This is a genomic window from Bacillus sp. FSL K6-1366 (genome assembly GCF_037976695.1).
Taxonomy (GTDB): Bacteria; Bacillota; Bacilli; order Bacillales; family Bacillaceae; genus Bacillus; species Bacillus subtilis.
Window position 1 is genome coordinate 2,351,237 of the sequence record NZ_CP150268.1, and the last position, 24,874, is coordinate 2,376,110.

Annotated in this window: 21 protein-coding genes, 6 tRNA genes, 4 rRNA genes and 1 pseudogene; 24 read left to right on the forward strand and 8 right to left on the reverse strand. The window is 42.6% G+C overall.

The features are described 5' to 3' along the window. Positions 1 to 46 precede the first annotated feature (46 nt). From rplM to salA, 6 genes are all read left to right on the forward strand, one after another. Positions 47 to 484, forward strand: coding sequence for a 50S ribosomal protein L13 (rplM, locus tag MHI44_RS12420; protein WP_003241966.1), 438 nt, complete (start codon positions 47 to 49; stop codon positions 482 to 484). Between the two features lie 20 nt (positions 485 to 504). Continuing rightward, entirely contained in the window at positions 505 to 897 is a 393-nt protein-coding gene (rpsI, locus tag MHI44_RS12425; RefSeq protein WP_004399691.1) for a 30S ribosomal protein S9, read from the forward strand. 462 nt (positions 898 to 1,359) lie between these two features. Next, positions 1,360 to 2,127, forward strand: coding sequence for a class I SAM-dependent methyltransferase (locus MHI44_RS12430; protein ID WP_029317184.1), 768 nt, complete (start codon positions 1,360 to 1,362; stop codon positions 2,125 to 2,127). 185 nt (positions 2,128 to 2,312) lie between these two features. Continuing rightward, entirely contained in the window at positions 2,313 to 2,756 is a 444-nt protein-coding gene (locus MHI44_RS12435) for a YbaK family protein (RefSeq protein WP_003235118.1), read from the forward strand. A 59-nt stretch (positions 2,757 to 2,815) separates the two neighbouring features. Further along, complete coding sequence (cwlD, locus tag MHI44_RS12440; RefSeq protein ID WP_015252979.1) at positions 2,816 to 3,529, forward strand: N-acetylmuramoyl-L-alanine amidase CwlD; 714 nt, start codon at positions 2,816 to 2,818, stop codon at positions 3,527 to 3,529. Positions 3,530 to 3,624: 95 nt separating this feature from the next. Beyond that, positions 3,625 to 4,683, forward strand: a complete 1,059-nt coding sequence (gene salA / locus MHI44_RS12445; RefSeq protein WP_003235124.1) for an iron-sulfur carrier protein/transcriptional regulator SalA — start codon at positions 3,625 to 3,627, stop codon at positions 4,681 to 4,683. Between the two features lie 35 nt (positions 4,684 to 4,718). Here salA and gerD read toward each other — a convergent pair whose 3' ends face one another. Next, a complete protein-coding gene (gene gerD / locus MHI44_RS12450) occupies positions 4,719 to 5,276 on the reverse strand; it encodes a spore germination lipoprotein GerD (protein ID WP_003235126.1) in 558 nt (185 codons plus the stop codon). Between the two features lie 109 nt (positions 5,277 to 5,385). Here gerD and kbaA point away from each other — a divergent pair, with 109 nt between their 5' ends. Beyond that, positions 5,386 to 5,982, forward strand: coding sequence for a KinB-signaling pathway activation protein (kbaA, locus tag MHI44_RS12455; RefSeq protein WP_004399693.1), 597 nt, complete (start codon positions 5,386 to 5,388; stop codon positions 5,980 to 5,982). Here the strand turns inward: kbaA and pdaB are convergent, their stop codons facing one another. Then, positions 5,983 to 6,747, reverse strand: coding sequence for a polysaccharide deacetylase family sporulation protein PdaB (pdaB, locus tag MHI44_RS12460; RefSeq protein ID WP_003235130.1), 765 nt, complete (start codon positions 6,745 to 6,747; stop codon positions 5,983 to 5,985). It lies immediately after the preceding gene. Positions 6,748 to 7,161: 414 nt separating this feature from the next. On the opposite strand from pdaB, the gene MHI44_RS12465 reads away from it, so the two are divergent. The 5 genes from MHI44_RS12465 (at position 7,162) to MHI44_RS12485 (ending at position 12,175) form a co-directional block, all read left to right on the forward strand. Beyond that, positions 7,162 to 8,711, forward strand: a 16S ribosomal RNA gene (locus tag MHI44_RS12465). Between the two features lie 170 nt (positions 8,712 to 8,881). After that, a 23S ribosomal RNA gene (locus MHI44_RS12470) occupies positions 8,882 to 11,809 on the forward strand. Positions 11,810 to 11,864: 55 nt separating this feature from the next. Continuing rightward, a 5S ribosomal RNA gene (rrf, locus tag MHI44_RS12475) occupies positions 11,865 to 11,980 on the forward strand. The 16S, 23S and 5S rRNA genes sit together here with 2 tRNA genes alongside, the layout of an rRNA operon. Positions 11,981 to 12,025: 45 nt before the next feature. After that, a tRNA-Asn gene (locus MHI44_RS12480) sits at positions 12,026 to 12,100 on the forward strand. A gap of 2 nt (positions 12,101 to 12,102) precedes the next feature. Further along, positions 12,103 to 12,175 (forward strand) — tRNA-Thr (locus MHI44_RS12485). A gap of 104 nt (positions 12,176 to 12,279) precedes the next feature. On the opposite strand, the gene MHI44_RS12490 is transcribed toward MHI44_RS12485, so the two are convergent. After that, complete coding sequence (locus MHI44_RS12490) at positions 12,280 to 12,894, reverse strand: site-specific integrase (protein WP_339202003.1); 615 nt, start codon at positions 12,892 to 12,894, stop codon at positions 12,280 to 12,282. A 568-nt stretch (positions 12,895 to 13,462) separates the two neighbouring features. On the opposite strand from MHI44_RS12490, the pseudogene MHI44_RS12495 reads away from it, so the two are divergent. After that, positions 13,463 to 13,630, forward strand: a pseudogene (locus tag MHI44_RS12495) (hypothetical protein). A 259-nt stretch (positions 13,631 to 13,889) separates the two neighbouring features. Next, the gene (locus MHI44_RS12500; RefSeq protein ID WP_029318121.1) at positions 13,890 to 14,417 is read left to right on the forward strand and encodes a hypothetical protein; all 528 of its coding nucleotides are present in this window, start codon (positions 13,890 to 13,892) and stop codon (positions 14,415 to 14,417) included. A gap of 143 nt (positions 14,418 to 14,560) precedes the next feature. On the opposite strand, the gene MHI44_RS12505 is transcribed toward MHI44_RS12500, so the two are convergent. Both MHI44_RS12505 and MHI44_RS12510 read right to left on the reverse strand, forming a co-directional pair. Further along, positions 14,561 to 14,722: a hypothetical protein gene (locus MHI44_RS12505; RefSeq protein ID WP_306799837.1), complete on the reverse strand. Its 162-nt coding sequence runs from the start codon at positions 14,720 to 14,722 to the stop codon at positions 14,561 to 14,563. After that, on the reverse strand, positions 14,707 to 14,922 hold the full coding sequence (locus tag MHI44_RS12510; protein ID WP_250540516.1) for a UPF0715 family protein: 216 nt from the start codon (positions 14,920 to 14,922) through the stop codon (positions 14,707 to 14,709). The genes MHI44_RS12505 and MHI44_RS12510 overlap by 16 nt, the downstream gene beginning before the upstream one ends. Positions 14,923 to 15,426: 504 nt before the next feature. On the opposite strand from MHI44_RS12510, the gene MHI44_RS12515 reads away from it, so the two are divergent. From MHI44_RS12515 to MHI44_RS12530, 4 genes are all read left to right on the forward strand, one after another. Further along, positions 15,427 to 15,597, forward strand: coding sequence for a hypothetical protein (locus tag MHI44_RS12515; RefSeq protein WP_339202007.1), 171 nt, complete (start codon positions 15,427 to 15,429; stop codon positions 15,595 to 15,597). A 64-nt stretch (positions 15,598 to 15,661) separates the two neighbouring features. Continuing rightward, the gene (locus MHI44_RS12520) at positions 15,662 to 16,504 is read left to right on the forward strand and encodes a hypothetical protein (RefSeq protein WP_181217392.1); all 843 of its coding nucleotides are present in this window, start codon (positions 15,662 to 15,664) and stop codon (positions 16,502 to 16,504) included. A 47-nt stretch (positions 16,505 to 16,551) separates the two neighbouring features. Further along, entirely contained in the window at positions 16,552 to 16,710 is a 159-nt protein-coding gene (locus MHI44_RS12525) for a hypothetical protein (protein WP_181217391.1), read from the forward strand. Positions 16,711 to 17,347: 637 nt separating this feature from the next. After that, positions 17,348 to 17,932, forward strand: a complete 585-nt coding sequence (locus tag MHI44_RS12530; RefSeq protein WP_181217390.1) for a DUF5626 family protein — start codon at positions 17,348 to 17,350, stop codon at positions 17,930 to 17,932. A 26-nt stretch (positions 17,933 to 17,958) separates the two neighbouring features. Here the strand turns inward: MHI44_RS12530 and MHI44_RS12535 are convergent, their stop codons facing one another. The 3 genes from MHI44_RS12535 to MHI44_RS12545 form a co-directional block, all read right to left on the reverse strand. Then, entirely contained in the window at positions 17,959 to 18,237 is a 279-nt protein-coding gene (locus MHI44_RS12535) for a hypothetical protein (protein ID WP_181217389.1), read from the reverse strand. Beyond that, positions 18,238 to 19,953 (reverse strand): T7SS effector LXG polymorphic toxin, encoded by a 1,716-nt coding sequence (locus MHI44_RS12540; RefSeq protein WP_339202010.1) that lies wholly within the window; start codon positions 19,951 to 19,953, stop codon positions 18,238 to 18,240. It lies immediately after the preceding gene. A 1,359-nt stretch (positions 19,954 to 21,312) separates the two neighbouring features. Next, positions 21,313 to 21,651: a carboxymuconolactone decarboxylase family protein gene (locus MHI44_RS12545; RefSeq protein ID WP_339202012.1), complete on the reverse strand. Its 339-nt coding sequence runs from the start codon at positions 21,649 to 21,651 to the stop codon at positions 21,313 to 21,315. A 134-nt stretch (positions 21,652 to 21,785) separates the two neighbouring features. Between MHI44_RS12545 and MHI44_RS12550 the strand changes: the two genes are divergently transcribed. The 6 genes from MHI44_RS12550 (at position 21,786) to MHI44_RS12575 (ending at position 24,786) form a co-directional block, all read left to right on the forward strand. Further along, positions 21,786 to 22,055, forward strand: a complete 270-nt coding sequence (locus MHI44_RS12550) for a MerR family transcriptional regulator (RefSeq protein WP_311315605.1) — start codon at positions 21,786 to 21,788, stop codon at positions 22,053 to 22,055. Between the two features lie 576 nt (positions 22,056 to 22,631). Next, a tRNA-Gly gene (locus MHI44_RS12555) sits at positions 22,632 to 22,706 on the forward strand. Between the two features lie 31 nt (positions 22,707 to 22,737). Next, positions 22,738 to 22,814, forward strand: a tRNA-Arg gene (locus tag MHI44_RS12560). Positions 22,815 to 22,841: 27 nt separating this feature from the next. Further along, positions 22,842 to 22,918: transfer RNA gene (locus MHI44_RS12565), tRNA-Pro, on the forward strand. Between the two features lie 7 nt (positions 22,919 to 22,925). Further along, positions 22,926 to 23,001 (forward strand) — tRNA-Ala (locus MHI44_RS12570). Between the two features lie 235 nt (positions 23,002 to 23,236). Then, positions 23,237 to 24,786 (forward strand): 16S ribosomal RNA (locus MHI44_RS12575). Positions 24,787 to 24,874: the final 88 nt, after the last annotated feature.

The following is a 24,874-nucleotide window of genomic DNA, read 5'->3' on the forward strand; positions in this document are numbered from 1 at the left end:
AATCGAAGTTTATTGAAAATGACAGATCATTTAGGAGGGAAATTCAATGCGTACAACACCTATGGCTAACGCAAGTACTATTGAACGCAAGTGGTTAGTTGTTGATGCTGCTGGCAAGACTTTAGGTCGTCTTTCTTCAGAAGTTGCAGCTATCCTTCGCGGAAAACACAAACCAACTTACACACCACACGTTGATACTGGAGATCATGTGATCATCATCAACGCTGAAAAAATCGAGTTAACTGGTAAAAAGTTAACTGACAAAATCTACTACCGTCACACTCAACATCCAGGCGGATTAAAATCAAGAACTGCTCTTGAAATGCGTACAAACTACCCTGAGAAAATGCTTGAGCTTGCTATCAAAGGCATGCTTCCAAAAGGTTCTCTAGGTCGTCAAATGTTCAAAAAATTGAACGTATACCGTGGTTCTGAGCATCCACACGAAGCACAAAAACCTGAAGTTTACGAACTTCGCGGTTAATTAAAAAGGAGGTTACCAATTTGGCACAGGTTCAATATTACGGTACTGGCCGTCGTAAAAGCTCTGTAGCGCGTGTGCGTTTAGTTCCAGGAGAAGGCCGTATCGTCGTTAATAATCGTGAAATCAGCGAACATATCCCATCTGCAGCTTTAATCGAAGATATCAAACAACCATTAACTTTGACTGAAACAGCTGGCACTTATGATGTTTTAGTAAACGTACATGGAGGCGGCTTATCTGGTCAAGCTGGAGCAATCCGTCACGGTATCGCTCGTGCTTTGCTTGAAGCAGATCCAGAATACCGTACAACTCTTAAACGTGCAGGTCTTCTGACTCGTGACGCTCGTATGAAAGAACGTAAAAAATACGGTCTTAAAGGCGCTCGTCGTGCACCTCAGTTCTCAAAACGTTAATTTTACGTTTTCAAAAAGCTCTCGACCTTGGGTTGGGAGCTTTTTTCTTTCAATAAAACGTGGCAGCCCGCATAAAAATAACAACTGAATGGACGCTTGACGGGGTTAAGCAAATTGTTTGTTTATAAACGGTCTCTTTGTAATAATCATGATAGCTTTCATTCTTATTCAATTGGAACTTCGGTCAATGTTTATTATCGTTATGTGATCAGCCCAGCTTCATCTAACCACTGTATCTCATCCGTTAAAGTTCACTGCTGATTCTTAACCCGGAGAAACAATAGCTCTCATTGCTAATGGCTTTATGTAACGAAGTAAAAGTAAATCTGATGATATAAATCACATATCTCCTTTGTGATTTTTTTGCGTTTTTATGAACTTTTTTCTAAATATGCAAAGGGAAAGCGATATCAATCTAGAAATATTTGTTATACTCTATACATTAAAGTAAGGAGAAGATTCATGAATGCGTTAGTAGCTCATAATAGCAAAGCCTGGGATAAAAAAGTAGAAACAGGCAATGAATGGACTGTTGCTGTTGAACAGCAGGTTATCGAACAAGCAAAAAAAGGCAATTGGGATATAAGGGTAACACCAATGAAAGATGTACCGAAGGATTGGTTTCCGCCTATCAAAGGTCTGAAAGTACTCTGTTTAGCATCAGGCGGCGGCCAGCAGGGTCCAGTTTTGGCAGCCGCAGGCGCGGATGTCACCGTACTAGATAACTCAGAAAAACAGCTGAATCAGGATAGAATGATTGCTGAGCGAGATGGTCTCACGATACACACTGTCAAAGGAAGCATGGACGATTTAAGTGTATTTAATGATGAATCATTTGATGTCATTGTACATCCTGTTGCCAATGTTTTTGTTGAGAATGTCCTCCCGGTATGGAAGGAAGCGCACCGTGTGTTGAAAAGGAACGGCATTCTAATCTCGGGTTTTGTCAATCCTGTTGTATTTCTGTTTGATACAGAATTAGAACAGCAAGGTGTTTTAAAAGTAAAACACTCCATTCCATACGCTGACCCAGAAGATCTTCCGAAACATAAAGTGAAAAAACTGATCGAAAATAATGAGGCTCTGGAATTCGGCCATTCCTTAGAAGACCAAATCAAAGGCCAAATTGATGCCGGTTTTATCGTTACTGGTTTTTATGAAGATAAAGGCGGGTTTGTATTAGACCAATATATCCATACATATTCTGCAACAAGAAGCGTGAAAGTATGAAAAGCAGCGACCTGTTAGAGGGGCTGCTTTTTTCATAACCAATTACAGAACGTTTGTTCCGCACCCTGCGGAAAGCTGATTTTTTATCGATTTTACACCTTCATTTGGGCGAATTTCCAACCGAATTCGGGCATTGTTTCATCATCCAAACCTCAAAATAATCGGTAAAAGGAGAGTGAATTTATATGGCAGAAGTACTGTCTTTTATGGATGTGAAACGCCAAAAGGATTTTGAATTAGAAAAGAACTTGCTCAAAGAACTCTCTCTGAGACAAATTATCCAGTCTGTTAAGGATTGTTTGGAACCATTGTTTCCATTTTTACATGATGAGCGAGATATTATTACCGAAGGCTGTATTGATTTTGCTATAGAAGCCTATTTGTTAGGCGGGCGTTTTGGGATATTCGGCTATTACGGAGAATCCATGCAGAGTATCAGTGCACGCTCTGCAAGAGAAGAAGAAGAGCTTCGTATGGAGTTTTTTGATTATCTCTATAATTGGATACACGAGCAATACGCAACATTTGATAAAAACACGGTTTATGAAGCGGCACGCAAGTTCATTAAAGATTGGTGGACAGCGGGGTTTGTTCAAAGAGAAAAACAGTGTAAGCTTCGCATGCGGTAATCATATTTCCCGGCCCTGTCCCATAGTTATGTAATAACGGACAAGCGGGAGGGGAAGGGATGAGGAAAAAGCTTAAATGGCTCAGTTTTTTGCTAGGCTTCATCGTATTACTATTTCTGTTCAAATATCAGTTCAGCAATAACGACTCTTGGAAGCCGTGGAGCCTGCCCTTGAGCGGTAAAATCATTTATCTAGATCCAGGTCATGGCGGGCCTGACGGCGGAGCAGTCGGCGGAAAGCTGTTAGAGAAGGATGTTACCCTGGAAGTGGCCTTTAGAGTCAGGGATTATCTTCAAGAACAAGGAGCGCTTGTTATCATGACCAGAGAAAGTGATACTGATCTCGCTCCAGAAGGAACAAAAGGCTATAGTCGACGAAAAGCTGAGGATCTAAGACAACGAGTCAAATTAATAAACCATTCAGAGGCGGAGCTCTATATCAGCATTCATCTTAATGCGATTCCGTCACAAAAATGGAGCGGAGCCCAAAGCTTTTATTACGGGAAATATGCGGAAAATGAGAAAGTCGCAAAATACATCCAGGATGAGCTGAGAAGAAATCTGGAAAACACAACCCGGAAAGCAAAGCGGATTCATGGTATCTACTTAATGCAAAACGTCACCAAACCGGGGGCGCTTATAGAAGTCGGATTTTTATCCAATCCAAACGAAGCAACGCTGCTCGGTAAACCGAAATATCAAGACAAGGTGGCATCTTCCATATATAAAGGCATTTTGCGATATTTCACAGAAAAAGGAGACCCTCCGGAGTAATGGAGGGTTTTCTTGTGGTTCTAAGCATAAGACACCCGCCATTTATGTATGATATAATAATAATTGTAAACGAATACACAAAAGGGTGAGGTTCGATGATAAGAGAAGATGAAGTAAGAAAACTAGTCGGAGAAATGCGCGAACCTTTTCTTCAAAGACCTCTGGGAGAATTGGATGCCGTTAAGGAAATTAAAATAAAGCCTGAAAAACGGCATATCAGTGTAAAAGTCGCTCTTGCAAAAACAGGAACTGCAGAACAAATGCAGATTCAGCAAGAGATCGTAAACGTATTAAAAGGGGCAGGAGCTGAGACAGTCGGCCTTCGATTTGAAGAGCTGCCTGAAGAAACGGTTGCTAAATTCCGGGCGCCGTCAGCTGAGAAAAAAACATTATTAAATATGGATAACCCGCCAGTCTTTCTTGCTGTAGCAAGTGGAAAAGGCGGCGTAGGCAAGTCAACTGTGTCAGTAAACCTAGCTATTTCTCTGGCTCGTCTAGGGAAAAAGGTTGGTTTAATTGATGCGGATATTTATGGGTTCAGTGTGCCGGACATGATGGGTATCACTGTGCGTCCAACAATTGAAGGAGAGAAACTTCTTCCTGTTGAACGCTTTGGAGTAAAGGTCATGTCAATGGGCTTTTTCGTAGAAGAAAATGCCCCGGTCGTATGGAGAGGGCCGATGCTCGGCAAAATGCTGAATAATTTTTTCCATGAAGTAGAGTGGGGAGAAGTAGACTATATCGTTCTTGATCTTCCGCCTGGTACAGGGGACGTTGCTCTCGATGTACATACAATGCTTCCGAGCTGCAAAGAAATTATCGTATCTACGCCACATCCGACAGCTGCTTTTGTCGCGGCCAGAGCGGGCTCTATGGCGATTAAAACCGATCATGAGGTCGTGGGTGTCATAGAGAACATGGCTTATTATGAAAGTGCAAAGACAGGGGAAAGAGAATATGTGTTTGGAAAAGGCGGAGGAGATAAACTGGCTGAGGAACTAAACGTGCCTTTGCTCGGCAGAATCCCATTGAAACAGCCCGATTGGGATAAGGACCAATTTGCTCCGTCTGTTTATGACGAAAATCATCCAATCGGAGAAATATATCAGGACATCGCAAAAAAAATAGATGCAAAAATGTCAGTGCAGGTATAAAAGGTGAACCGGGATTCCAGATCCCGGCTTTCCCTTTATTCACTTTCTTTTGCTGTGTCTTTTGCTGCTTTTTTCAGCTCATCTTCGAACTGCTTTTTGTAAAGCGGACTAGAAAGTGTTTCGTTAATAACCTCTTCTAAATAACTGCGGAATTCTTGGCTTTTTGCCAGCTGGCTGTACTTTTTATCCATGCCGGGATCCTGCATCACGCTCATCAGCATCTTCTGGTAATCTGGATCCTTCATCAGCTTTTTAATCACTTTTTCATGCTCTGTCTGAAGAGTTTTGGCAAAGCCCTCAGCAAAATCAGTGTCTTCAAAGATGTTTTTCCAAAATTCTTCACCTTTTTTAGATGTGAGTGTTTTTTCTATTGTTCCTTTAATTGCATCTTGGTCAATCACCAGCGCTTCATTCATGGCATCATCATTTAATAATTCCTTAATAGCTTTCTTTCCATCATCAGTTTTTAATATATCAACAACCATTTTTTTGGTCTGATCATAGTCCATATCCGCTGCTTGGTCTTTTGGAGCGCAAGCTGTTACAGATAATAACAAAAAACAGCTCATCAATAGCGTTTTGGCTTTTGACATGCTTAAGCTCCTTTCACATACTTGTCTTACCTTTAATATGATTCATCTGTTTGGAATTATACATAACAAAATATCGCTGTTCGCGATTTTTGAGGGGATGAATAAAGAAATGAAAAGCCGTGGTTTAGTTCGTTTTTTCTTTTCTATTTTAGCTGTCGGGGCGCTTATCACGAGTATTGTGGGTTTTGCTTTAAAATGGGGAGAATATAGAGGGCTGTTTCTGACATTTGAAGCGGGACAGATTTTCTCTGTTTTATTTTGGTTTATCGGTGTAGGCATGATTTTCAGTGTGATCAGCCAAATGGGTTTTTTCGTGTTTTTAACAGTTCATCGGTTTGCGCTTGAGATATTAAGGTCCTCCTCTTTGTGGAATTTGCTGCAGTTGTTTTTCATCCTATTTGTTGCTTTTGATTTAATGTACGTGCGTTTTTTATTTTTTGGAGAGAGCGGAGAATCGCTGGCTGGCTATGCGTGGTTACCGGTGTTTTTATTGATCTTTGGAGTGATTACAGCTTATATAAAGCAAAAGCAGTCCTCTAAGAAAACATTTGTGTCATCGTTATTTTTGATGGTTGTGATTACCGCATTAGAATGGTTCCCTGCATTAAGAGTAAATGATGAGGACTGGCTTTATTTAATGCTTTTTCCTTTAATGGCATGTAATGCCTTCCAATTGCTGATGCTGCCGAAGTTTGCAGCAAAGTAATTACTTTACCTCTGCGGATTTGGCATCAGAATTTGCGATGAGATCACCCACGGTTACATTTTTTAATCCTTTTTCTTTCAGCTGATGGATGATATCAGGCAATGCTTCTTCTGTTTGTTTTGCAGAATCGGAGGCATGTAAAAGAATAATGTCTCCACCGGAAACTTGCTTGGTCACATTGTCGATGATTTTTTCAACTCCGGGATTTGTCCAGTCTTGAGAGTTCACACTGTAATGAACGACTGTATAATTGTATTGCTTTGCGACCTTTAGAACATTCTTATTGAATTGGCCGGTAGGGGGTCTTAATAGCTGTATGTCTTTGACCCCTAACTTTTCAAAGGCTGTTTGCGCACGGTTCATGTCCTTTTTTATTTCGCTGCTCTCTAAATTGGCATAGTTTTTATAAGCGTAGCCCATGCTCCCGATTTGATGGCCGTCCTTTACGATACGGGCCACTGTGTCGGGATGGCGTTCTGCCCAAGAAGCGGACAGGAAAAACGTTGCGTTTTTAATCCCGTTTGCTTTCAGAGTATTAAGTATCGGTTCTGCTCTCTCATCACCCCAGCTGATATCGAAAGTAAGTGAAATATCTTTAGAGTCTGTTTCTCCTTTATAAATGGCTTTAGGTCCGGTGTCAGTTGAAAACACGGGAAGCGGGACAGCTCTTTGGATATAAAAAAAGCTGGCAGCTGCAAATGCGGCGATAAGTATAATAATTAATTGTTTTACCCGTTTAATGTGCCACACATAGAAGTGATTCACTGATGATGCCTCCTTATCTTGTCCATCATTCTTGTTTTACATCTTATGAGCATGGACAATTGAATATAACCGATAAAATGTCTCTTCACATACAGCCTAAATTGGGTATTGACCTTTTGATAATATCCGTGATATACTATTATTCGTCGCTGATAAACAGCTGACATCAACTAAAAGCTTCATTAAATACTTTGAAAAAAGTTGTTGACTTAAAAGAAGCTAAATGTTATAGTAATAAAGCTGCTTCGTTAAGCGGCAGTAATGATCTTTGAAAACTAAACAAGACAAAACGTACCTGTTAATTCATTTTTATAAATCGCACAGCGATGTGCGTAGTCAGTCAAACTAGGGCCTGTATGACGCAGGTCACACAGGTGTCGCCGCAGGATGCGGTGAACTTAACCTGTGATCCATTTATCGGAGAGTTTGATCCTGGCTCAGGACGAACGCTGGCGGCGTGCCTAATACATGCAAGTCGAGCGGACAGATGGGAGCTTGCTCCCTGATGTTAGCGGCGGACGGGTGAGTAACACGTGGGTAACCTGCCTGTAAGACTGGGATAACTCCGGGAAACCGGGGCTAATACCGGATGGTTGTTTGAACCGCATGGTTCAAACATAAAAGGTGGCTTCGGCTACCACTTACAGATGGACCCGCGGCGCATTAGCTAGTTGGTGAGGTAACGGCTCACCAAGGCGACGATGCGTAGCCGACCTGAGAGGGTGATCGGCCACACTGGGACTGAGACACGGCCCAGACTCCTACGGGAGGCAGCAGTAGGGAATCTTCCGCAATGGACGAAAGTCTGACGGAGCAACGCCGCGTGAGTGATGAAGGTTTTCGGATCGTAAAGCTCTGTTGTTAGGGAAGAACAAGTACCGTTCGAATAGGGCGGTACCTTGACGGTACCTAACCAGAAAGCCACGGCTAACTACGTGCCAGCAGCCGCGGTAATACGTAGGTGGCAAGCGTTGTCCGGAATTATTGGGCGTAAAGGGCTCGCAGGCGGTTTCTTAAGTCTGATGTGAAAGCCCCCGGCTCAACCGGGGAGGGTCATTGGAAACTGGGGAACTTGAGTGCAGAAGAGGAGAGTGGAATTCCACGTGTAGCGGTGAAATGCGTAGAGATGTGGAGGAACACCAGTGGCGAAGGCGACTCTCTGGTCTGTAACTGACGCTGAGGAGCGAAAGCGTGGGGAGCGAACAGGATTAGATACCCTGGTAGTCCACGCCGTAAACGATGAGTGCTAAGTGTTAGGGGGTTTCCGCCCCTTAGTGCTGCAGCTAACGCATTAAGCACTCCGCCTGGGGAGTACGGTCGCAAGACTGAAACTCAAAGGAATTGACGGGGGCCCGCACAAGCGGTGGAGCATGTGGTTTAATTCGAAGCAACGCGAAGAACCTTACCAGGTCTTGACATCCTCTGACAATCCTAGAGATAGGACGTCCCCTTCGGGGGCAGAGTGACAGGTGGTGCATGGTTGTCGTCAGCTCGTGTCGTGAGATGTTGGGTTAAGTCCCGCAACGAGCGCAACCCTTGATCTTAGTTGCCAGCATTCAGTTGGGCACTCTAAGGTGACTGCCGGTGACAAACCGGAGGAAGGTGGGGATGACGTCAAATCATCATGCCCCTTATGACCTGGGCTACACACGTGCTACAATGGACAGAACAAAGGGCAGCGAAACCGCGAGGTTAAGCCAATCCCACAAATCTGTTCTCAGTTCGGATCGCAGTCTGCAACTCGACTGCGTGAAGCTGGAATCGCTAGTAATCGCGGATCAGCATGCCGCGGTGAATACGTTCCCGGGCCTTGTACACACCGCCCGTCACACCACGAGAGTTTGTAACACCCGAAGTCGGTGAGGTAACCTTTTAGGAGCCAGCCGCCGAAGGTGGGACAGATGATTGGGGTGAAGTCGTAACAAGGTAGCCGTATCGGAAGGTGCGGCTGGATCACCTCCTTTCTAAGGATATTATACGGAATATAAGACCTTGGGTCTTATAAACAGAACGTTCCCTGTCTTGTTTAGTTTTGAAGGATCATTCCTTCGAAACGTGTTCTTTGAAAACTAGATAACAGTAGACATCACATTCAATTAGTAATACAAGATATCACATAGTGATTCTTTTTAACGGTTAAGTTAGAAAGGGCGCACGGTGGATGCCTTGGCACTAGGAGCCGATGAAGGACGGGACGAACACCGATATGCTTCGGGGAGCTGTAAGCAAGCTTTGATCCGGAGATTTCCGAATGGGGAAACCCACCACTCGTAATGGAGTGGTATCCATATCTGAATTCATAGGATATGAGAAGGCAGACCCGGGGAACTGAAACATCTAAGTACCCGGAGGAAGAGAAAGCAAATGCGATTCCCTGAGTAGCGGCGAGCGAAACGGGATTAGCCCAAACCAAGAGGCTTGCCTCTTGGGGTTGTAGGACACTCTATACGGAGTTACAAAGGAACGAGGTAGATGAAGAGGTCTGGAAAGGCCCGCCATAGGAGGTAACAGCCCTGTAGTCAAAACTTCGTTCTCTCCTGAGTGGATCCTGAGTACGGCGGAACACGTGAAATTCCGTCGGAATCCGGGAGGACCATCTCCCAAGGCTAAATACTCCCTAGTGACCGATAGTGAACCAGTACCGTGAGGGAAAGGTGAAAAGCACCCCGGAAGGGGAGTGAAAGAGATCCTGAAACCGTGTGCCTACAAGTAGTCAGAGCCCGTTAACGGGTGATGGCGTGCCTTTTGTAGAATGAACCGGCGAGTTACGATCCCGTGCAAGGTTAAGCAGAAGATGCGGAGCCGCAGCGAAAGCGAGTCTGAATAGGGCGCATGAGTACGTGGTCGTAGACCCGAAACCAGGTGATCTACCCATGTCCAGGGTGAAGTTCAGGTAACACTGAATGGAGGCCCGAACCCACGCACGTTGAAAAGTGCGGGGATGAGGTGTGGGTAGGGGTGAAATGCCAATCGAACCTGGAGATAGCTGGTTCTCTCCGAAATAGCTTTAGGGCTAGCCTCAAGGTAAGAGTCTTGGAGGTAGAGCACTGATTGGACTAGGGGCCCCTACCGGGTTACCGAATTCAGTCAAACTCCGAATGCCAATGACTTATCCTTGGGAGTCAGACTGCGAGTGATAAGATCCGTAGTCGAAAGGGAAACAGCCCAGACCGCCAGCTAAGGTCCCAAAGTATACGTTAAGTGGAAAAGGATGTGGAGTTGCTTAGACAACCAGGATGTTGGCTTAGAAGCAGCCACCATTTAAAGAGTGCGTAATAGCTCACTGGTCGAGTGACTCTGCGCCGAAAATGTACCGGGGCTAAACGTATCACCGAAGCTGCGGACTGTTCTTCGAACAGTGGTAGGAGAGCGTTCTAAGGGCTGTGAAGCCAGACCGGAAGGACTGGTGGAGCGCTTAGAAGTGAGAATGCCGGTATGAGTAGCGAAAGAGGGGTGAGAATCCCCTCCACCGAATGCCTAAGGTTTCCTGAGGAAGGCTCGTCCGCTCAGGGTTAGTCGGGACCTAAGCCGAGGCCGAAAGGCGTAGGCGATGGACAACAGGTTGATATTCCTGTACCACCTCCTCACCATTTGAGCAATGGGGGGACGCAGGAGGATAGGGTAAGCGCGGTATTGGATATCCGCGTCCAAGCAGTTAGGCTGGGAAATAGGCAAATCCGTTTCCCATAAGGCTGAGCTGTGATGGCGAGCGAAATATAGTAGCGAAGTTCCTGATTCCACACTGCCAAGAAAAGCCTCTAGCGAGGTGAGAGGTGCCCGTACCGCAAACCGACACAGGTAGGCGAGGAGAGAATCCTAAGGTGATCGAGAGAACTCTCGTTAAGGAACTCGGCAAAATGACCCCGTAACTTCGGGAGAAGGGGTGCTCTGTTAGGGTGCAAGCCCGAGAGAGCCGCAGTGAATAGGCCCAGGCGACTGTTTAGCAAAAACACAGGTCTCTGCGAAGCCGTAAGGCGAAGTATAGGGGCTGACGCCTGCCCGGTGCTGGAAGGTTAAGAGGAGCGCTTAGCGTAAGCGAAGGTGCGAATTGAAGCCCCAGTAAACGGCGGCCGTAACTATAACGGTCCTAAGGTAGCGAAATTCCTTGTCGGGTAAGTTCCGACCCGCACGAAAGGCGCAACGATCTGGGCACTGTCTCAACGAGAGACTCGGTGAAATTATAGTACCTGTGAAGATGCAGGTTACCCGCGACAGGACGGAAAGACCCCGTGGAGCTTTACTGCAGCCTGATATTGAATGTTGGTACAGCTTGTACAGGATAGGTAGGAGCCTTGGAAACCGGAGCGCCAGCTTCGGTGGAGGCATCGGTGGGATACTACCCTGGCTGTATTGACCTTCTAACCCGCCGCCCTTATCGGGCGGGGAGACAGTGTCAGGTGGGCAGTTTGACTGGGGCGGTCGCCTCCTAAAAGGTAACGGAGGCGCCCAAAGGTTCCCTCAGAATGGTTGGAAATCATTCGCAGAGTGTAAAGGCACAAGGGAGCTTGACTGCGAGACCTACAAGTCGAGCAGGGACGAAAGTCGGGCTTAGTGATCCGGTGGTTCCGCATGGAAGGGCCATCGCTCAACGGATAAAAGCTACCCCGGGGATAACAGGCTTATCTCCCCCAAGAGTCCACATCGACGGGGAGGTTTGGCACCTCGATGTCGGCTCATCGCATCCTGGGGCTGTAGTCGGTCCCAAGGGTTGGGCTGTTCGCCCATTAAAGCGGTACGCGAGCTGGGTTCAGAACGTCGTGAGACAGTTCGGTCCCTATCCGTCGCGGGCGCAGGAAATTTGAGAGGAGCTGTCCTTAGTACGAGAGGACCGGGATGGACGCACCGCTGGTGTACCAGTTGTTCTGCCAAGGGCATCGCTGGGTAGCTATGTGCGGACGGGATAAGTGCTGAAAGCATCTAAGCATGAAGCCCCCCTCAAGATGAGATTTCCCATTCCGCAAGGAAGTAAGATCCCTGAAAGATGATCAGGTTGATAGGTCTGAGGTGGAAGTGTGGCGACACATGGAGCTGACAGATACTAATCGATCGAGGACTTAACCATATTTTTGAATGATGTCACACCTGTTATCTAGTTTTGAGAGAACACTCTCAATTTGTTTGGTGGCGATAGCGAAGAGGTCACACCCGTTCCCATACCGAACACGGAAGTTAAGCTCTTCAGCGCCGATGGTAGTCGGGGGTTTCCCCCTGTGAGAGTAGGACGCCGCCAAGCAGATTTATTAATTCTACCATGTTTGTTTATGAAGCTTTATATTATTCCGCAGTAGCTCAGTGGTAGAGCTATCGGCTGTTAACCGATCGGTCGTAGGTTCGAATCCTACCTGCGGAGCCATTGCTTCCATAGCTCAGCAGGTAGAGCACTTCCATGGTAAGGAAGAGGTCAGCGGTTCGAGCCCGCTTGGAAGCTTATCTAAAATACGTTGATCTTATGCAGTTTCCGCGAAATATGGAACTGTTATTTTTTTGTCTAAATATGTGGGTGTCATACGGGTGGCAAATTAGAGAATCTCTCTAAAATGTCCCCGTTTTAAATATATTATTGATTGCATCAGCAACTAAAATATCTGATTCACGGTTAGCATGAGTGTAAATATTCAATGTGGTTTGGACGTTAGCATGGCCAAGCCTCTGAGAAATAGCTTTAATGTTTAATCCAGGTACTTTCCCAATTTGATTTATTAACATTGTTGCGTGAGAGTGTCTCATATCATGAAGACGTCCTGGCTTGATATTGTGCCTCTTAGTGAATCTCTGCCACCAAGTATTAGGTGAGGTAGGATACTGGGGTTGCCCCATATCCCCACCAAATAACAAAAGCTTATCTATTCCTCTCCACAGTTCACCCAACAGTAATTTATTCTTCTTGATCTCCCGTAGCAAAATGGCTGCTTCTTGAATTACATCAGGCGGCATCGTAACTTTACGGAAAGAGTTACTTTTAGGATCTTTAAACCGATAACCTTTCTTCTTTGTATATTGTAAAGACTCATCAATTCTGACTTCATTAGTATCAAAAAATAAATCTGTTTCATCGATTGCTAATAGTTCTCCTCTACGAAATCCACCTGTAAACGCAAATTTAATCATAACTCTGTTCCTCAATGGAGCGTGTTCATCTAATAGCATAAAGATTTCCTTTATTTCTTCTTCAGTATAAATTTCATATTCATTGTATTTTTGTTTTGGCCGCTTTACATTTTCAGCAGGGTTTTCTTTTATTATTTTCCACTCAGCTTCTCGCCCTAAAATATCTCTAATGATTCGATATAAAACGTCTTACGGAAGATTTCAGGATGGTTCCAGGACACGGACCAGATCTTTCTAAGCTGACAGATGAAGAACTTGAAAAGCGATTGAGATTTTTAGAATCGGCGTTCAAGATTTGCTGTAAAGCCTTTTTATATCTGCTACTTTTATATGGAACTTGGCTTTAAATCGGATAAATTTTATATGTTAAAGAAGCATGCTATCAACGCTATTGCAACAGCTCTTGGAATAATCTAAGGGCTGTTTTTTTGTGCCCTTAAACGTCAATTCTGTATTAAGATCTACAATTGCGAGTGATCGTTAGTAGGATAATAGCCGAGGCTTTTTACACTGGTGTACTTAATTGTTGCGCGTTAAAATTGCAATAAATTGAAAGGGGGGATGGAATGATGAATCTAAATAAAATTGGATTCAAAGGGGTTTAATCATGAAAACAAATGATAAGAAGAAAGAAGTTCAACAAAAGTATAGAGATGAAATTAAAAAGAAGAAACAAGAATAAGAAGATGACAAAAATTATTTTAAAGAAGCAATTATTGTCGTAACCATAATTGTGGTGCTTATTTTTTTGACTTACATGCTTCAAGGATTTTAACAAAATGTTCCCTTTCCCCCCGTACTTTTTACCTAAATGTGTTTAATATTGGAAATAGGTAATATTAACAATTAAGAAAAGAGGGAGAGATGATGAATAACTTAAATTGGTGGAAAATACTTTTACTAACCTTTCTTTGTTCCTTGATTTTTTCTGTCGTCTTTGTCACTGTTCAACGGATTGACTTAATACTCAATCCGCCGGAAGTACCTGTTAAATCGATTGAAAAAATAAAATGATTTATTTGGGGGAAAAGGGAATGAAAAAAATATTCATTGTAGGTGCGATTGTTGCTGGGTTCTTTGTGTCTAGTGTTGGTATTAATTCTGTAAGTGCTGAAGAAATCGACCCGATAGGTGATAAAATTGGTTCGGAAGATGGACGAACTGATGTATTAGATCCTGTCGTTGCAAAAGATGGTCCAGAAGATGGTATTAACGATCAATCTACAGTACAACCGAAGATTAAAAAGATTTCTGATGATGTAAGCCTATTCTCTGTTTTAGGAGCAGGAGAGAGGGATTACTTAGGATCCTCTACGTTTAAAACGCGTTCAAAAACATTTTATTCTGGTGGAGGAGATCTTGGGATTCAAATTTCTCAACCATACATTGGCCCTGGAATCTCATGGCAGTATAAACTTGTAGAAGAAGATCCTGTTCCTTTTGATGATACGGTTTCACGTTTTAGTTTATCTAACCAAAAAGGAACATATGAAGTTGTGTTTGATGTTCGTAGTTTTGTAGATGGGGATAATAAGAAAGCAGAATTACACTTGAGAAATTAACAAATCCATTAACAAGTGTCTCTACTAAATAGTGGGATTAATTGATAAAAAAGGAAGACTAATAAAGGTCTGCTCTTTTTGTGTTCTATTTAAGCCATGAAATAACATAGAAGGATATAAAGCAACCAATATCTCCTGCTCTGCTAAAAACGTTTCTTTTGTGTATAAACTGAATCCCAAAACCAATACACAATGGCTGTTATAAAGCAATAAAAATATACTTTCGGCCTTGTAATTAATGGCGGGTATTCCGGGATACTCTGGGAATGAAAAATCAAAAAATTCGCTACTAAAGACAAGAGCAAATAAAATAAACAATTGAATATCTCTTCGGAATCTTATTGAGAAAGTATTGTAAGGGAAGTGCAAATATCAAATAAGGTACAAAAAAATAACAAGCAAATATAGAAATCAAATAAACTCCAGAATAAGCACCAGCAATTAAGTACTGAATAAAACCTAAACACAAACTTGAAAAGACAATAGGAAAAATGAATTTTCGCATTAGATTCAAATTCCTTTTTATATACTTTAACTCAAGTTGGAAGAATTTGATTTAGGAATGGTAGCTGCCCGACAAAATGCCGAGAAAATTGGGGGTTTTTCAATGCTTAGATTGTCATACGATAGAGACAAGAAAACGAACGTGAATAACAGTCCCAAAAGGAGATACCTACGGACGCTGATCTTTTGTACATGGGAATTTGTACAGCTGATTAGTGGCCGTTTTTTTATGGCCAAACCAGGAGACGCACCTTTCCTTTATCAAGTGTGCACTCGGATGTATCGAATGACTATGAAGGTCGTTAGCTTCACAGGAGGAGCGAGTCTATGCAGTATTGCGCGCGATAGTCAGGGGGAACGCAAGCGGTGAGATCCCGCTTGCAAGGAAAGTCTTTAAACCGGCTCTCCATTTTCTTTGCTTACCTCCTAGGGGAAATCGGCGGGCCACAAATTAATAAAAGCGAATAGCGTAAGGCGGTGCTTATTCGGCAAGGAGTAATGAAAGATGAAGATGAGAGACGTTTTATCTGCTGACACGAAACAGCAGCTTAAAAAAGTGTTAAGTCCCTCAACAAAGGCAGATGAACCTTTGACAAGGCAGGATTGGGAAGAAATCATGGGAACGAAACGTGACACATTTAGACGTGTTGGGGGTAGAATTCGAAGAAAAAGGTGAACAGCTTATTCTAACTTAATTTATTATGCTGTAAAATAAAGGGGGATTACAGGAGGTTATTTTGATGATTATTCCCCTAATACTAGTAGTAGCTTTTGTTTTCTTTATAAAGAAACTCTTAGAGAAAAATGATTTAATAATTAAAAATTATATATTGAAAAATACTCGAGAGTCTAAATTGCATATTATTGACTTATTGAGTTTAGGTAGAATGAGTTTTATCAAAAATTGGTTGATAAGTGAACATAGCCTAGATAAATTAGAAATGATAAAGATTGCAGCTGAAGATGAGTTTAAAAGAAAAGAAAACTTTGCTTCTCGTGCAGCTTTCATTAATTTAATAACATTGCCTTTCTTTAGTGCTGCAGTCACCTTTTTAGTTCCACTCTTTACATTTATATTTGGTTTAACTTCTTTTGGAATTCAACAAGAATACATAAAAGAAACAAGATCAAATCCGAGCAAGTCTTTTTTTGAGTTTTTTGATATAGCAGATCCTGCAAACAACCAATTAGATGAGATATTAAAGGCCATAATAAATAGCGCATATTACAGAAATGGTGAACTCTTATTTAAAATGTTTCTCTATATAATTTTAATATTAGGAGTTTGCTTATTGATAAGAAGATTTTCTTTAAGGATTACATCGAGGCTTTATCTAATCACTAAACAAGCTTATGAAGAAAAACTAAAAAAAGTTGAGGAATTTAATAGTCATATAAAAGAAATGAAAATGAAATTGGCACTTAATTGGGATGTTGTGTGGTTAAACGATTCAAAAGAAAATCTTGAGTTGATTTTAATTTCTCCTGATAAAACCGAATCCTATATCATTGAATCTACAGAGGAACAAAACATAATAAAAATTAAGTCGCTTATAAAAAATATGCAGAATAAGTTTAATTAATTATTTAGCATCCATTTGGGTGCTTTTTTATATGGAGGCGAAACATCATGGATATTAGAACTATATCAGTAGAAAAGATTAACCCCGCTCCCTACAATCCCCGGATTGATCTTCAGCCAGGCGATCTGGAGTATGATGCCCTGAAAAAATCCATAGAACAATTCGGTTACATTGATCTACTTAAGACAAAAGCGAAAATTGAATGACTTCTAAAATAACAAAAAGCCCTCCCTAAAATGGAGGGCTTTTTTAAAAATTCATTGATGAGAGTCTGTCACCTGTTTTTTAGTAGACTGATGATTTCATTGTTTTGTTCAATCTTCTTGAAAGAATTTTTTCTAATCGTGAGTAAATACCGTACTACCCACCAAATAACGCTAACTCCAATAAACAAAAAGATAAAAGGTATAATCGTTGTGATCCAAGTTAGAAACATTTCCACTTTAGTTCCTCCTTTTATAAATCACTAACTCCAGCCAATAAACCTATAAGACTCAAAACAATTGTTATAGCAAGGAAAGCCCAGACTAATGCCGCGAATGGAGTGTTAATTCCCATGCCTTCTTTCCATTTGGAAATTCGACTTGTTCTGAATTTTCCTAGCTGAATACATAAAATTACGTTTAATAATACTGATATTACAAGGGCTGTTACTAAATATAAGTTCAAACCCATCAACCTTTCTTTTTAGGCTTTCTCCTAGTGTAACCTAGAAGCAGTTGTAGATTTCAAGTGTCATTATACATGTTTTTTCGTAGGAATAAATATAGAAAAGTATGTATTTATTTGTATATTTGTGTTAATATGGCATTGTTTCGAAAAAAGTTTGATAGGAGGAGTAGCATGAAAAAGTTTGTGACAGTCGTTATTGCCACGGTTTTAGCTCTCGTTTTGTCAACAACATTTGAAAACACATCAAAGGCTGCGGAAATGCCACAGCAACCGGTTTTACCTGAGAAAGAAGTCGCATTTGACATGGATTCGACCAAACCTCAGGAGCAAAAAATTTATGACGATAATGGAAAGTATGTTGGAACTATGGGGATTATTCCAGAAAAGACTGAAGATGAATTCAGTACTATGGGTACATACCCTGTTCCGGTAGGTACAACAACCTTTAAAATCTACTGGAATACTGGAGTAATAAATCTAAGCTACCGTATCAAAGTAAGTAGACCAAAGCCGAAGAAAGTAATTTCCTACAGCAAAATCACAAAGGCATGGGATGAATGGCATTTTGTTGCGCCACCATTTACTGTGCAAGGTGATGAGCTAAAGATAACTCGTGCACAAGAAACTTCTAAAGCTTCTGCATCTGCTCGGTATCGATTGAAATATGGTGTTATTGGACAAGGGTCTATCAACTACGATTTAAAATCAAGAGTAAGTAAACATTATTTATATACGTCTGTTTCTAGTTTTGGATAAAAAAAGGGCCCATGTTGGGCCCCTTTTTATATCCATCTCCAGTTTATAGCACCGTCAGGATAAACAGCCGGAACAATAATGCCTCTTTTATTCCCATTATCCGAAACGAACCAGTTTTCGTCATTTAGCCATTCTTCGTCGTATTTCGTTTCATCGAAGTCACCATCTTCGTCAATAAGGTCATTAAAAAGGTCTCGAAAGGTCTCAATGTTTTCATATGGACTGAGAATACCGTACATCCACATACCTTCTCCGCTAACGACGTGAATTTCGCCTAACTTTTCATCTTTATAGTAAAGGAACACTTATTTTTCCTCCTTTGATTGCAGTTTGAAGTACTCGCTTGGTATCTCACCTCTTATTAAATATTCAGTATCTCTTTTTGTCCAACTAAGAGCTCTTTTCTTCCAATAATCTGAATGCTTATCATTCTTTATTAGACGTTCAATTTTTTTGGGAGATAAAATAGCTACTCCTTTTACTTCTCCTGACTGGATGGCCTTTCGCAAAGCCGGCAGATTTAATTCAATAGAATTATCACCATAATTAGTGACTATATTTTTATTCATTGTGAAACTGGTGTACGGACTATTAGACTTTTGGGCTCCTCTAAATCCGCCTAAAATATGTTCTGTTACTGTGACTTGTCTACCTTTATACATTCCTTCTTTATTTATTGGCACAAGATTTCCGGTGTCCGGATCAATATGTAATTTTCCTAAGCCATTAGCTGCTTTGGTGGAATATAAATCTTTATCCCCGCGATAGAGATTTGAAGATTTTCCGGCTCCTACGCTTGCTTTCAATACTTTGCCGGTTCCGATTGCTCCTATAGGCCCGAGAGCAGCTAGAGCACTATTAAAGCTGTTTTCACGTCTCTCCTCAGAAATTTTATTCCCGAACATATCTCGACCGGTTATTGCTTCACTAAAACCATTCGCTGACGCAAGACCGTAGAGTCCTTTACTGGAGTTTTGAAGGGCAGGGAATGTCTTAGAAGTTTTATAGATATCAAGCGCTTTGTCTGCCCTATAGATGGCTTTGCTCGTTGAGTAAACAGCCTTTCCGCCTTTGGCTAATTTCCCGGCCCAGCCAACTATAGGGATGTATCCTGCCGCAGCCATTGCGCCAGCTGCCACCCGTTGCCCATCAGTTAATTTTTCACCGGTGACTGGATCGACACCATCAGCAGCTCTCTTATAATCATAATATCCGGAGACTTCCCCCGTAAAATTACAAACGAAATCCCAAGTCTTTTCATACCATGGCCTATTTGCGAGTTCTTCCTGTTCTTTCGCAATTCTTCTTTGTTCGGCCTGCTGATCTTTGAAGGAAATATAATCAGTAGATTGTTTTTTTACATCCTCGGTCATCTTATGAATTTCACTGTCCCTATAAGCTTTTGCATTATAGTAAATAGGGGAGGCGCTTTTGCCTTTTGATGTAGCGTTCATGAGTGCTTGGTAATCAGCTTGAATCAATTGTTCATTTGCTTCTGAGAGCGCATATTCAGATGTTAAATTTTCATCGATATCATAAATTTTTTTGATAGTCTTGGTACGTTTGTTGTCGGTTGAAGAGAGTTCGTCTTTAAAAGTTTCTGTGGAGAATAAATCTAGCGGTAGTATGTCGTTGATGTCATTTAGAATGTCCTTCATTGCTTTTTTCTGTTCTGACATGATGGATTTTGATTTAGTATAAGCGTTTGCCAGCTCGTGCTCTAAAAAAGATTCTTCTATGTAGGCATCCGATAAGCTTGCGTCTTCCAGAATGCCAGTAACACTCGTGAGAAATGCGATTTTCATGTCAATCAAATCAATCCACTGGTCAGCGATCCCTGCTTGATCTTCATAAAATGCCTTTATGTTATTGGCACCCTTACCTGAAAACTCACTGTCATCAAGATCAGCCACTGATTTGAAGGCTTTCTTTAATTTGACCATTTGACTCCTTGTATCTTTGTATTCCTTTGCACGGTTTTCAGCTTCAGAAAGCAATGATTTAGCTTCAAATACCTTCATGATCATATCCTTTCATTTAAAAAGCTTCAACGAAATTTTACCATAAGAAAAAGTAGAAGCAGAATGTAATGTCATTTTAAAAAAGCGAAATGATCAATTTGATGTGTGTCATTTAACCTATTATTTGAATCAGATTCTCATCGATATTTATAATCTCAAATCAGCATTTGCCTAGGTTCAATTGTTATGTTTCATCATATGTTATGTGTAATAAACCCAAAAATTCCAATGGAGGAGTGCTATTTATGTACTACAATCAGGTTCCTATGCTAACTCATTGGAGGCATATGCATGATTGGGAGTCTTTTGTTGATGCACAAGTGACTCGGCAGGAAGCGGATATGACAGGAATCTGGCGAGGCAACGATGGAGGCGTGTACTACATCCGGCATGATGACCCCCATGTCTGGTGGGCAGGCTTCAGCGACAACGGTAGGGGGCAACACTGGACACACGTGTTTCATGGAATGCGGATGTTTGATGAAACTGGATCAGAGGTGATCTCTGGAAATTGGGCCGATGTACCGCGTGGAACGAACAGGGGCAGTGGCACCTTAGTCGTCGCCCGTAGTGGAGACCGGTTGACTAAGGTATCCGGTGGAATTGGCGCGACTACATGGCAACGAATTCGGTATTAAATGTAGTGGACTTATGCTGTAACGAATAAAAATTCCAATAGAGGAGAGCTACTTATGTACTACAATCAGGTACCTATATTAACTCATTGGAGGCAACCTGCGTACGATTTGACAGGAACCTGGCGAGGCGACGATGGAGGCATTTACTACATCCGCCATCTCGATAACAATAAGGTCTGGTGGGTAGGATTAAGCGACAACGGCAGTGGTCATAATTGGACCAATGTGTTAGAAGGGGAAGTGAGTTACGATTGGAGTGGAGCGGTGGAATTGAGCGGACATTGGTATGATGTACCGCGTGGAACGAACAGGGGCAGCGGCATCTTGGGCTTTTCGGTACGATTGGGCGATCTCGTCAAAACATACCAAAGCAGTGGATTCAGCGCTAATAGATTGAGGAAAATATCATAGTTGTTTGGGGCACCTGAAAACGGGTGCTTTTTACGTTTAAGCTAATGGGTCGATAGTAGAACTGAGGTTGCTCTTAGGAAACCGTATTGTAGTATTAACATTAACTTATAAATGTTCTAAATCAAATTAAAAGAATAAACAAGAAATGATAGTAATAACCTTAAACATACTTCACAGTTGCACGGATATCCTCTTCATTCTTTCCTGTCTTCTTTTTCAAATCATTCAAAACGATTCTTTCCATTAAAGTAGAACATAATATAAAACGCCAGGGTTCCTCTGGCGCCTAAACGGGAAAGCTTATAATTTTTTAAGTGGATATCGTTTGAATGTTATGCTCTTCAAAAATTCGTTTTGCTACAAAGGTTGCATTCAGCACTCTTAGAAAGCCGGTATAAGGCGTACAGTGAAATATTGATTCAACTATCTCACCTGGTGAAAGCCCAACAGTGAGTGCTGCAATTGTAATTAATTGTCGTTGCTTTAGGTCAAGTCCTTCTCTCTGATATACATCTCCAAAAGCAAATTCCACTACGTATTTTCCGAGATCAGGAGCAATGTCTTTAAGTGAATCAATTACACGTTGCCCACCCTCTCCATCTACTTCCATAAGTTTTTGCCAACCTCGCTGATACCGATCGTTGTTCATTTCATTCTCTCCTTTTAGATTAGTCGATCTTTCGAATTGAATGCTACACTTTAGAGTGCACTCTAAAGCAATACTTTTTTTGTGCTAAAATGATTGATATGGAAAAACTTTATACGATTCAGCAAATTTCAAATATGACTAAACTATCCGTCCACACTTTACGCTACTACGAAAAGATAGGGTTGCTTCGTGAAGTGAGACGGGATAAAAACGGTTATCGAAAGTACACGGAGTCTGATATGTCTTGGATCAATTTTTTAATCCGTTTACGAACAACTGGGATGTCAATTACGGACATGATACGGTTTTCCGATCTTAGAAGCCAAGGGGAACCTACGGTGAAAAAGCGACTGGAATTGTTAGAAATGCATCAAAAAATGTTCTTGAAGAAATTGAAGGTTTAAAGGATAACTTAACGAAGATAGTAGAAAAGATTGATTACTATAAGTCATTGGAGGAACATAAATAACCTTGGGTAATGTATAAAGAAAAAGAATGTCCTGAAGGGCAGATAAAGAGCTTTAAGAACAGGCTTTGAATTTCTTGAGGGTAAAACTCACCGAGTAAAATAAATGAGAGCTATTAGATGGTCTGAAATATTTAACGTGGGAAGAAGGATTACCAAGAACATTGAGAGTTGTTAGATGGAAGCCATGTTATTAATAGATGTTTTTTTATTTTGCACTAATTTTTAATTTTAATGAATTATTTATTCGTTTAATTTTAGGTGTCCGCTACCCAGGGTGGCAGAAAGGTGGCAAACACGATTATTCGCCACCTTTCTAAATTTGTCTAAACCGTATTGACATTTATCAAAACCCTGCTATAATTACCTTTGTCCTAAGAAACCGGATATAAACTTTCAAGTTGCTCTTCCGTGGTAAGGAAGAGGTCAGCGGTTCGATTACGCTTGGAAGCTTTATTAAATGTATTATTACCAAGGTTTCTCAATAAGGAGAAAGCTTTTTTTATTGCGAGATGCGGAAGTAGTTCAGTGGTAGAACACCACCTTGCCAAGGTGGGGGTCGCGGGTTCGAATCCCGTCTTCCGCTCCATTTATCCCAACGGGATATTGTAAATTGAATTGCGCCCGTAGCTCAATTGGATAGAGCGTTTGACTACGGATCAAAAGGTTAGGGGTTCGACTCCTCTCGGGCGCGCCATATCTTTTAATAGAATAGATAGGAAATCGGGAAGTAGCTCAGCTTGGTAGAGCACATGGTTTGGGACCATGGGGTCGCAGGTTCGAATCCTGTCTTCCCGACCATTTTTATGGGGCCTTAGCTCAGCTGGGAGAGCGCCTGCTTTGCACGCAGGAGGTCAGCGGTTCGATCCCGCTAGGCTCCACCAAAAGTTTTAAAAAAAGTTGTTGACTTTGAAGAAGTGACGTTGTATACTAATAAAGTTGCTTTAACAAAGCGGACAAACAAAATGATCTTTGAAAACTAAACAAGACAAAACGTACCTGTTAATTCATTTTTTATAAATCGCACAGCAATGTGCGTAGTCAGTCAAACTAGGGCCTGCACGACGCAGGTCACACAGGTGTCGCCGCAGGATGCGGTGAACTTAACCTGTGATCCATTTATCGGAGAGTTTGATCCTGGCTCAGGACGAACGCTGGCGGCGTGCCTAATACATGCAAGTCGAGCGGACAGATGGGAGCTTGCTCCCTGATGTTAGCGGCGGACGGGTGAGTAACACGTGGGTAACCTGCCTGTAAGACTGGGATAACTCCGGGAAACCGGGGCTAATACCGGATGGTTGTTTGAACCGCATGGTTCAAACATAAAAGGTGGCTTCGGCTACCACTTACAGATGGACCCGCGGCGCATTAGCTAGTTGGTGAGGTAACGGCTCACCAAGGCAACGATGCGTAGCCGACCTGAGAGGGTGATCGGCCACACTGGGACTGAGACACGGCCCAGACTCCTACGGGAGGCAGCAGTAGGGAATCTTCCGCAATGGACGAAAGTCTGACGGAGCAACGCCGCGTGAGTGATGAAGGTTTTCGGATCGTAAAGCTCTGTTGTTAGGGAAGAACAAGTACCGTTCGAATAGGGCGGTACCTTGACGGTACCTAACCAGAAAGCCACGGCTAACTACGTGCCAGCAGCCGCGGTAATACGTAGGTGGCAAGCGTTGTCCGGAATTATTGGGCGTAAAGGGCTCGCAGGCGGTTTCTTAAGTCTGATGTGAAAGCCCCCGGCTCAACCGGGGAGGGTCATTGGAAACTGGGGAACTTGAGTGCAGAAGAGGAGAGTGGAATTCCACGTGTAGCGGTGAAATGCGTAGAGATGTGGAGGAACACCAGTGGCGAAGGCGACTCTCTGGTCTGTAACTGACGCTGAGGAGCGAAAGCGTGGGGAGCGAACAGGATTAGATACCCTGGTAGTCCACGCCGTAAACGATGAGTGCTAAGTGTTAGGGGGTTTCCGCCCCTTAGTGCTGCAGCTAACGCATTAAGCACTCCGCCTGGGGAGTACGGTCGCAAGACTGAAACTCAAAGGAATTGACGGGGGCCCGCACAAGCGGTGGAGCATGTGGTTTAATTCGAAGCAACGCGAAGAACCTTACCAGGTCTTGACATCCTCTGACAATCCTAGAGATAGGACGTCCCCTTCGGGGGCAGAGTGACAGGTGGTGCATGGTTGTCGTCAGCTCGTGTCGTGAGATGTTGGGTTAAGTCCCGCAACGAGCGCAACCCTTGATCTTAGTTGCCAGCATTCAGTTGGGCACTCTAAGGTGACTGCCGGTGACAAACCGGAGGAAGGTGGGGATGACGTCAAATCATCATGCCCCTTATGACCTGGGCTACACACGTGCTACAATGGACAGAACAAAGGGCAGCGAAACCGCGAGGTTAAGCCAATCCCACAAATCTGTTCTCAGTTCGGATCGCAGTCTGCAACTCGACTGCGTGAAGCTGGAATCGCTAGTAATCGCGGATCAGCATGCCGCGGTGAATACGTTCCCGGGCCTTGTACACACCGCCCGTCACACCACGAGAGTTTGTAACACCCGAAGTCGGTGAGGTAACCTTTTAGGAGCCAGCCGCCGAAGGTGGGACAGATGATTGGGGTGAAGTCGTAACAAGGTAGCCGTATCGGAAGGTGCGGCTGGATCACCTCCTTTCTAAGGATATTATACGGAATATAAGACCTTGGGTCTTATAAACAGAACGTTCCCTGTCTTGTTTAGTTTTGAAGGATCATTCCTTCGA

Coding starts and splice junctions, on each gene's coding strand:
- rplM (WP_003241966.1), top strand. CDS start 47: ATGCGTACAACACCTATGGCTAACGCAAGTACTATTGAACGCAAGTGG.
- MHI44_RS12430 (WP_029317184.1), top strand. CDS start 1,360: ATGAATGCGTTAGTAGCTCATAATAGCAAAGCCTGGGATAAAAAAGTA.
- MHI44_RS12435 (WP_003235118.1), top strand. CDS start 2,313: ATGGCAGAAGTACTGTCTTTTATGGATGTGAAACGCCAAAAGGATTTT.
- cwlD (WP_015252979.1), top strand. CDS start 2,816: ATGAGGAAAAAGCTTAAATGGCTCAGTTTTTTGCTAGGCTTCATCGTA.
- salA (WP_003235124.1), top strand. CDS start 3,625: ATGATAAGAGAAGATGAAGTAAGAAAACTAGTCGGAGAAATGCGCGAA.
- gerD (WP_003235126.1), bottom strand. CDS start 5,276: ATGTCAAAAGCCAAAACGCTATTGATGAGCTGTTTTTTGTTATTATCT.
- kbaA (WP_004399693.1), top strand. CDS start 5,386: ATGAAAAGCCGTGGTTTAGTTCGTTTTTTCTTTTCTATTTTAGCTGTC.
- MHI44_RS12490 (WP_339202003.1), bottom strand. CDS start 12,894: ATGCTATTAGATGAACACGCTCCATTGAGGAACAGAGTTATGATTAAA.
- MHI44_RS12500 (WP_029318121.1), top strand. CDS start 13,890: ATGAAAAAAATATTCATTGTAGGTGCGATTGTTGCTGGGTTCTTTGTG.
- MHI44_RS12510 (WP_250540516.1), bottom strand. CDS start 14,922: ATGCGAAAATTCATTTTTCCTATTGTCTTTTCAAGTTTGTGTTTAGGT.
- MHI44_RS12515 (WP_339202007.1), top strand. CDS start 15,427: ATGAAGATGAGAGACGTTTTATCTGCTGACACGAAACAGCAGCTTAAA.
- MHI44_RS12520 (WP_181217392.1), top strand. CDS start 15,662: ATGATTATTCCCCTAATACTAGTAGTAGCTTTTGTTTTCTTTATAAAG.
- MHI44_RS12525 (WP_181217391.1), top strand. CDS start 16,552: ATGGATATTAGAACTATATCAGTAGAAAAGATTAACCCCGCTCCCTAC.
- MHI44_RS12530 (WP_181217390.1), top strand. CDS start 17,348: ATGAAAAAGTTTGTGACAGTCGTTATTGCCACGGTTTTAGCTCTCGTT.
- MHI44_RS12540 (WP_339202010.1), bottom strand. CDS start 19,953: ATGAAGGTATTTGAAGCTAAATCATTGCTTTCTGAAGCTGAAAACCGT.
- MHI44_RS12545 (WP_339202012.1), bottom strand. CDS start 21,651: ATGAACAACGATCGGTATCAGCGAGGTTGGCAAAAACTTATGGAAGTA.
- MHI44_RS12550 (WP_311315605.1), top strand. CDS start 21,786: ATGACTAAACTATCCGTCCACACTTTACGCTACTACGAAAAGATAGGG.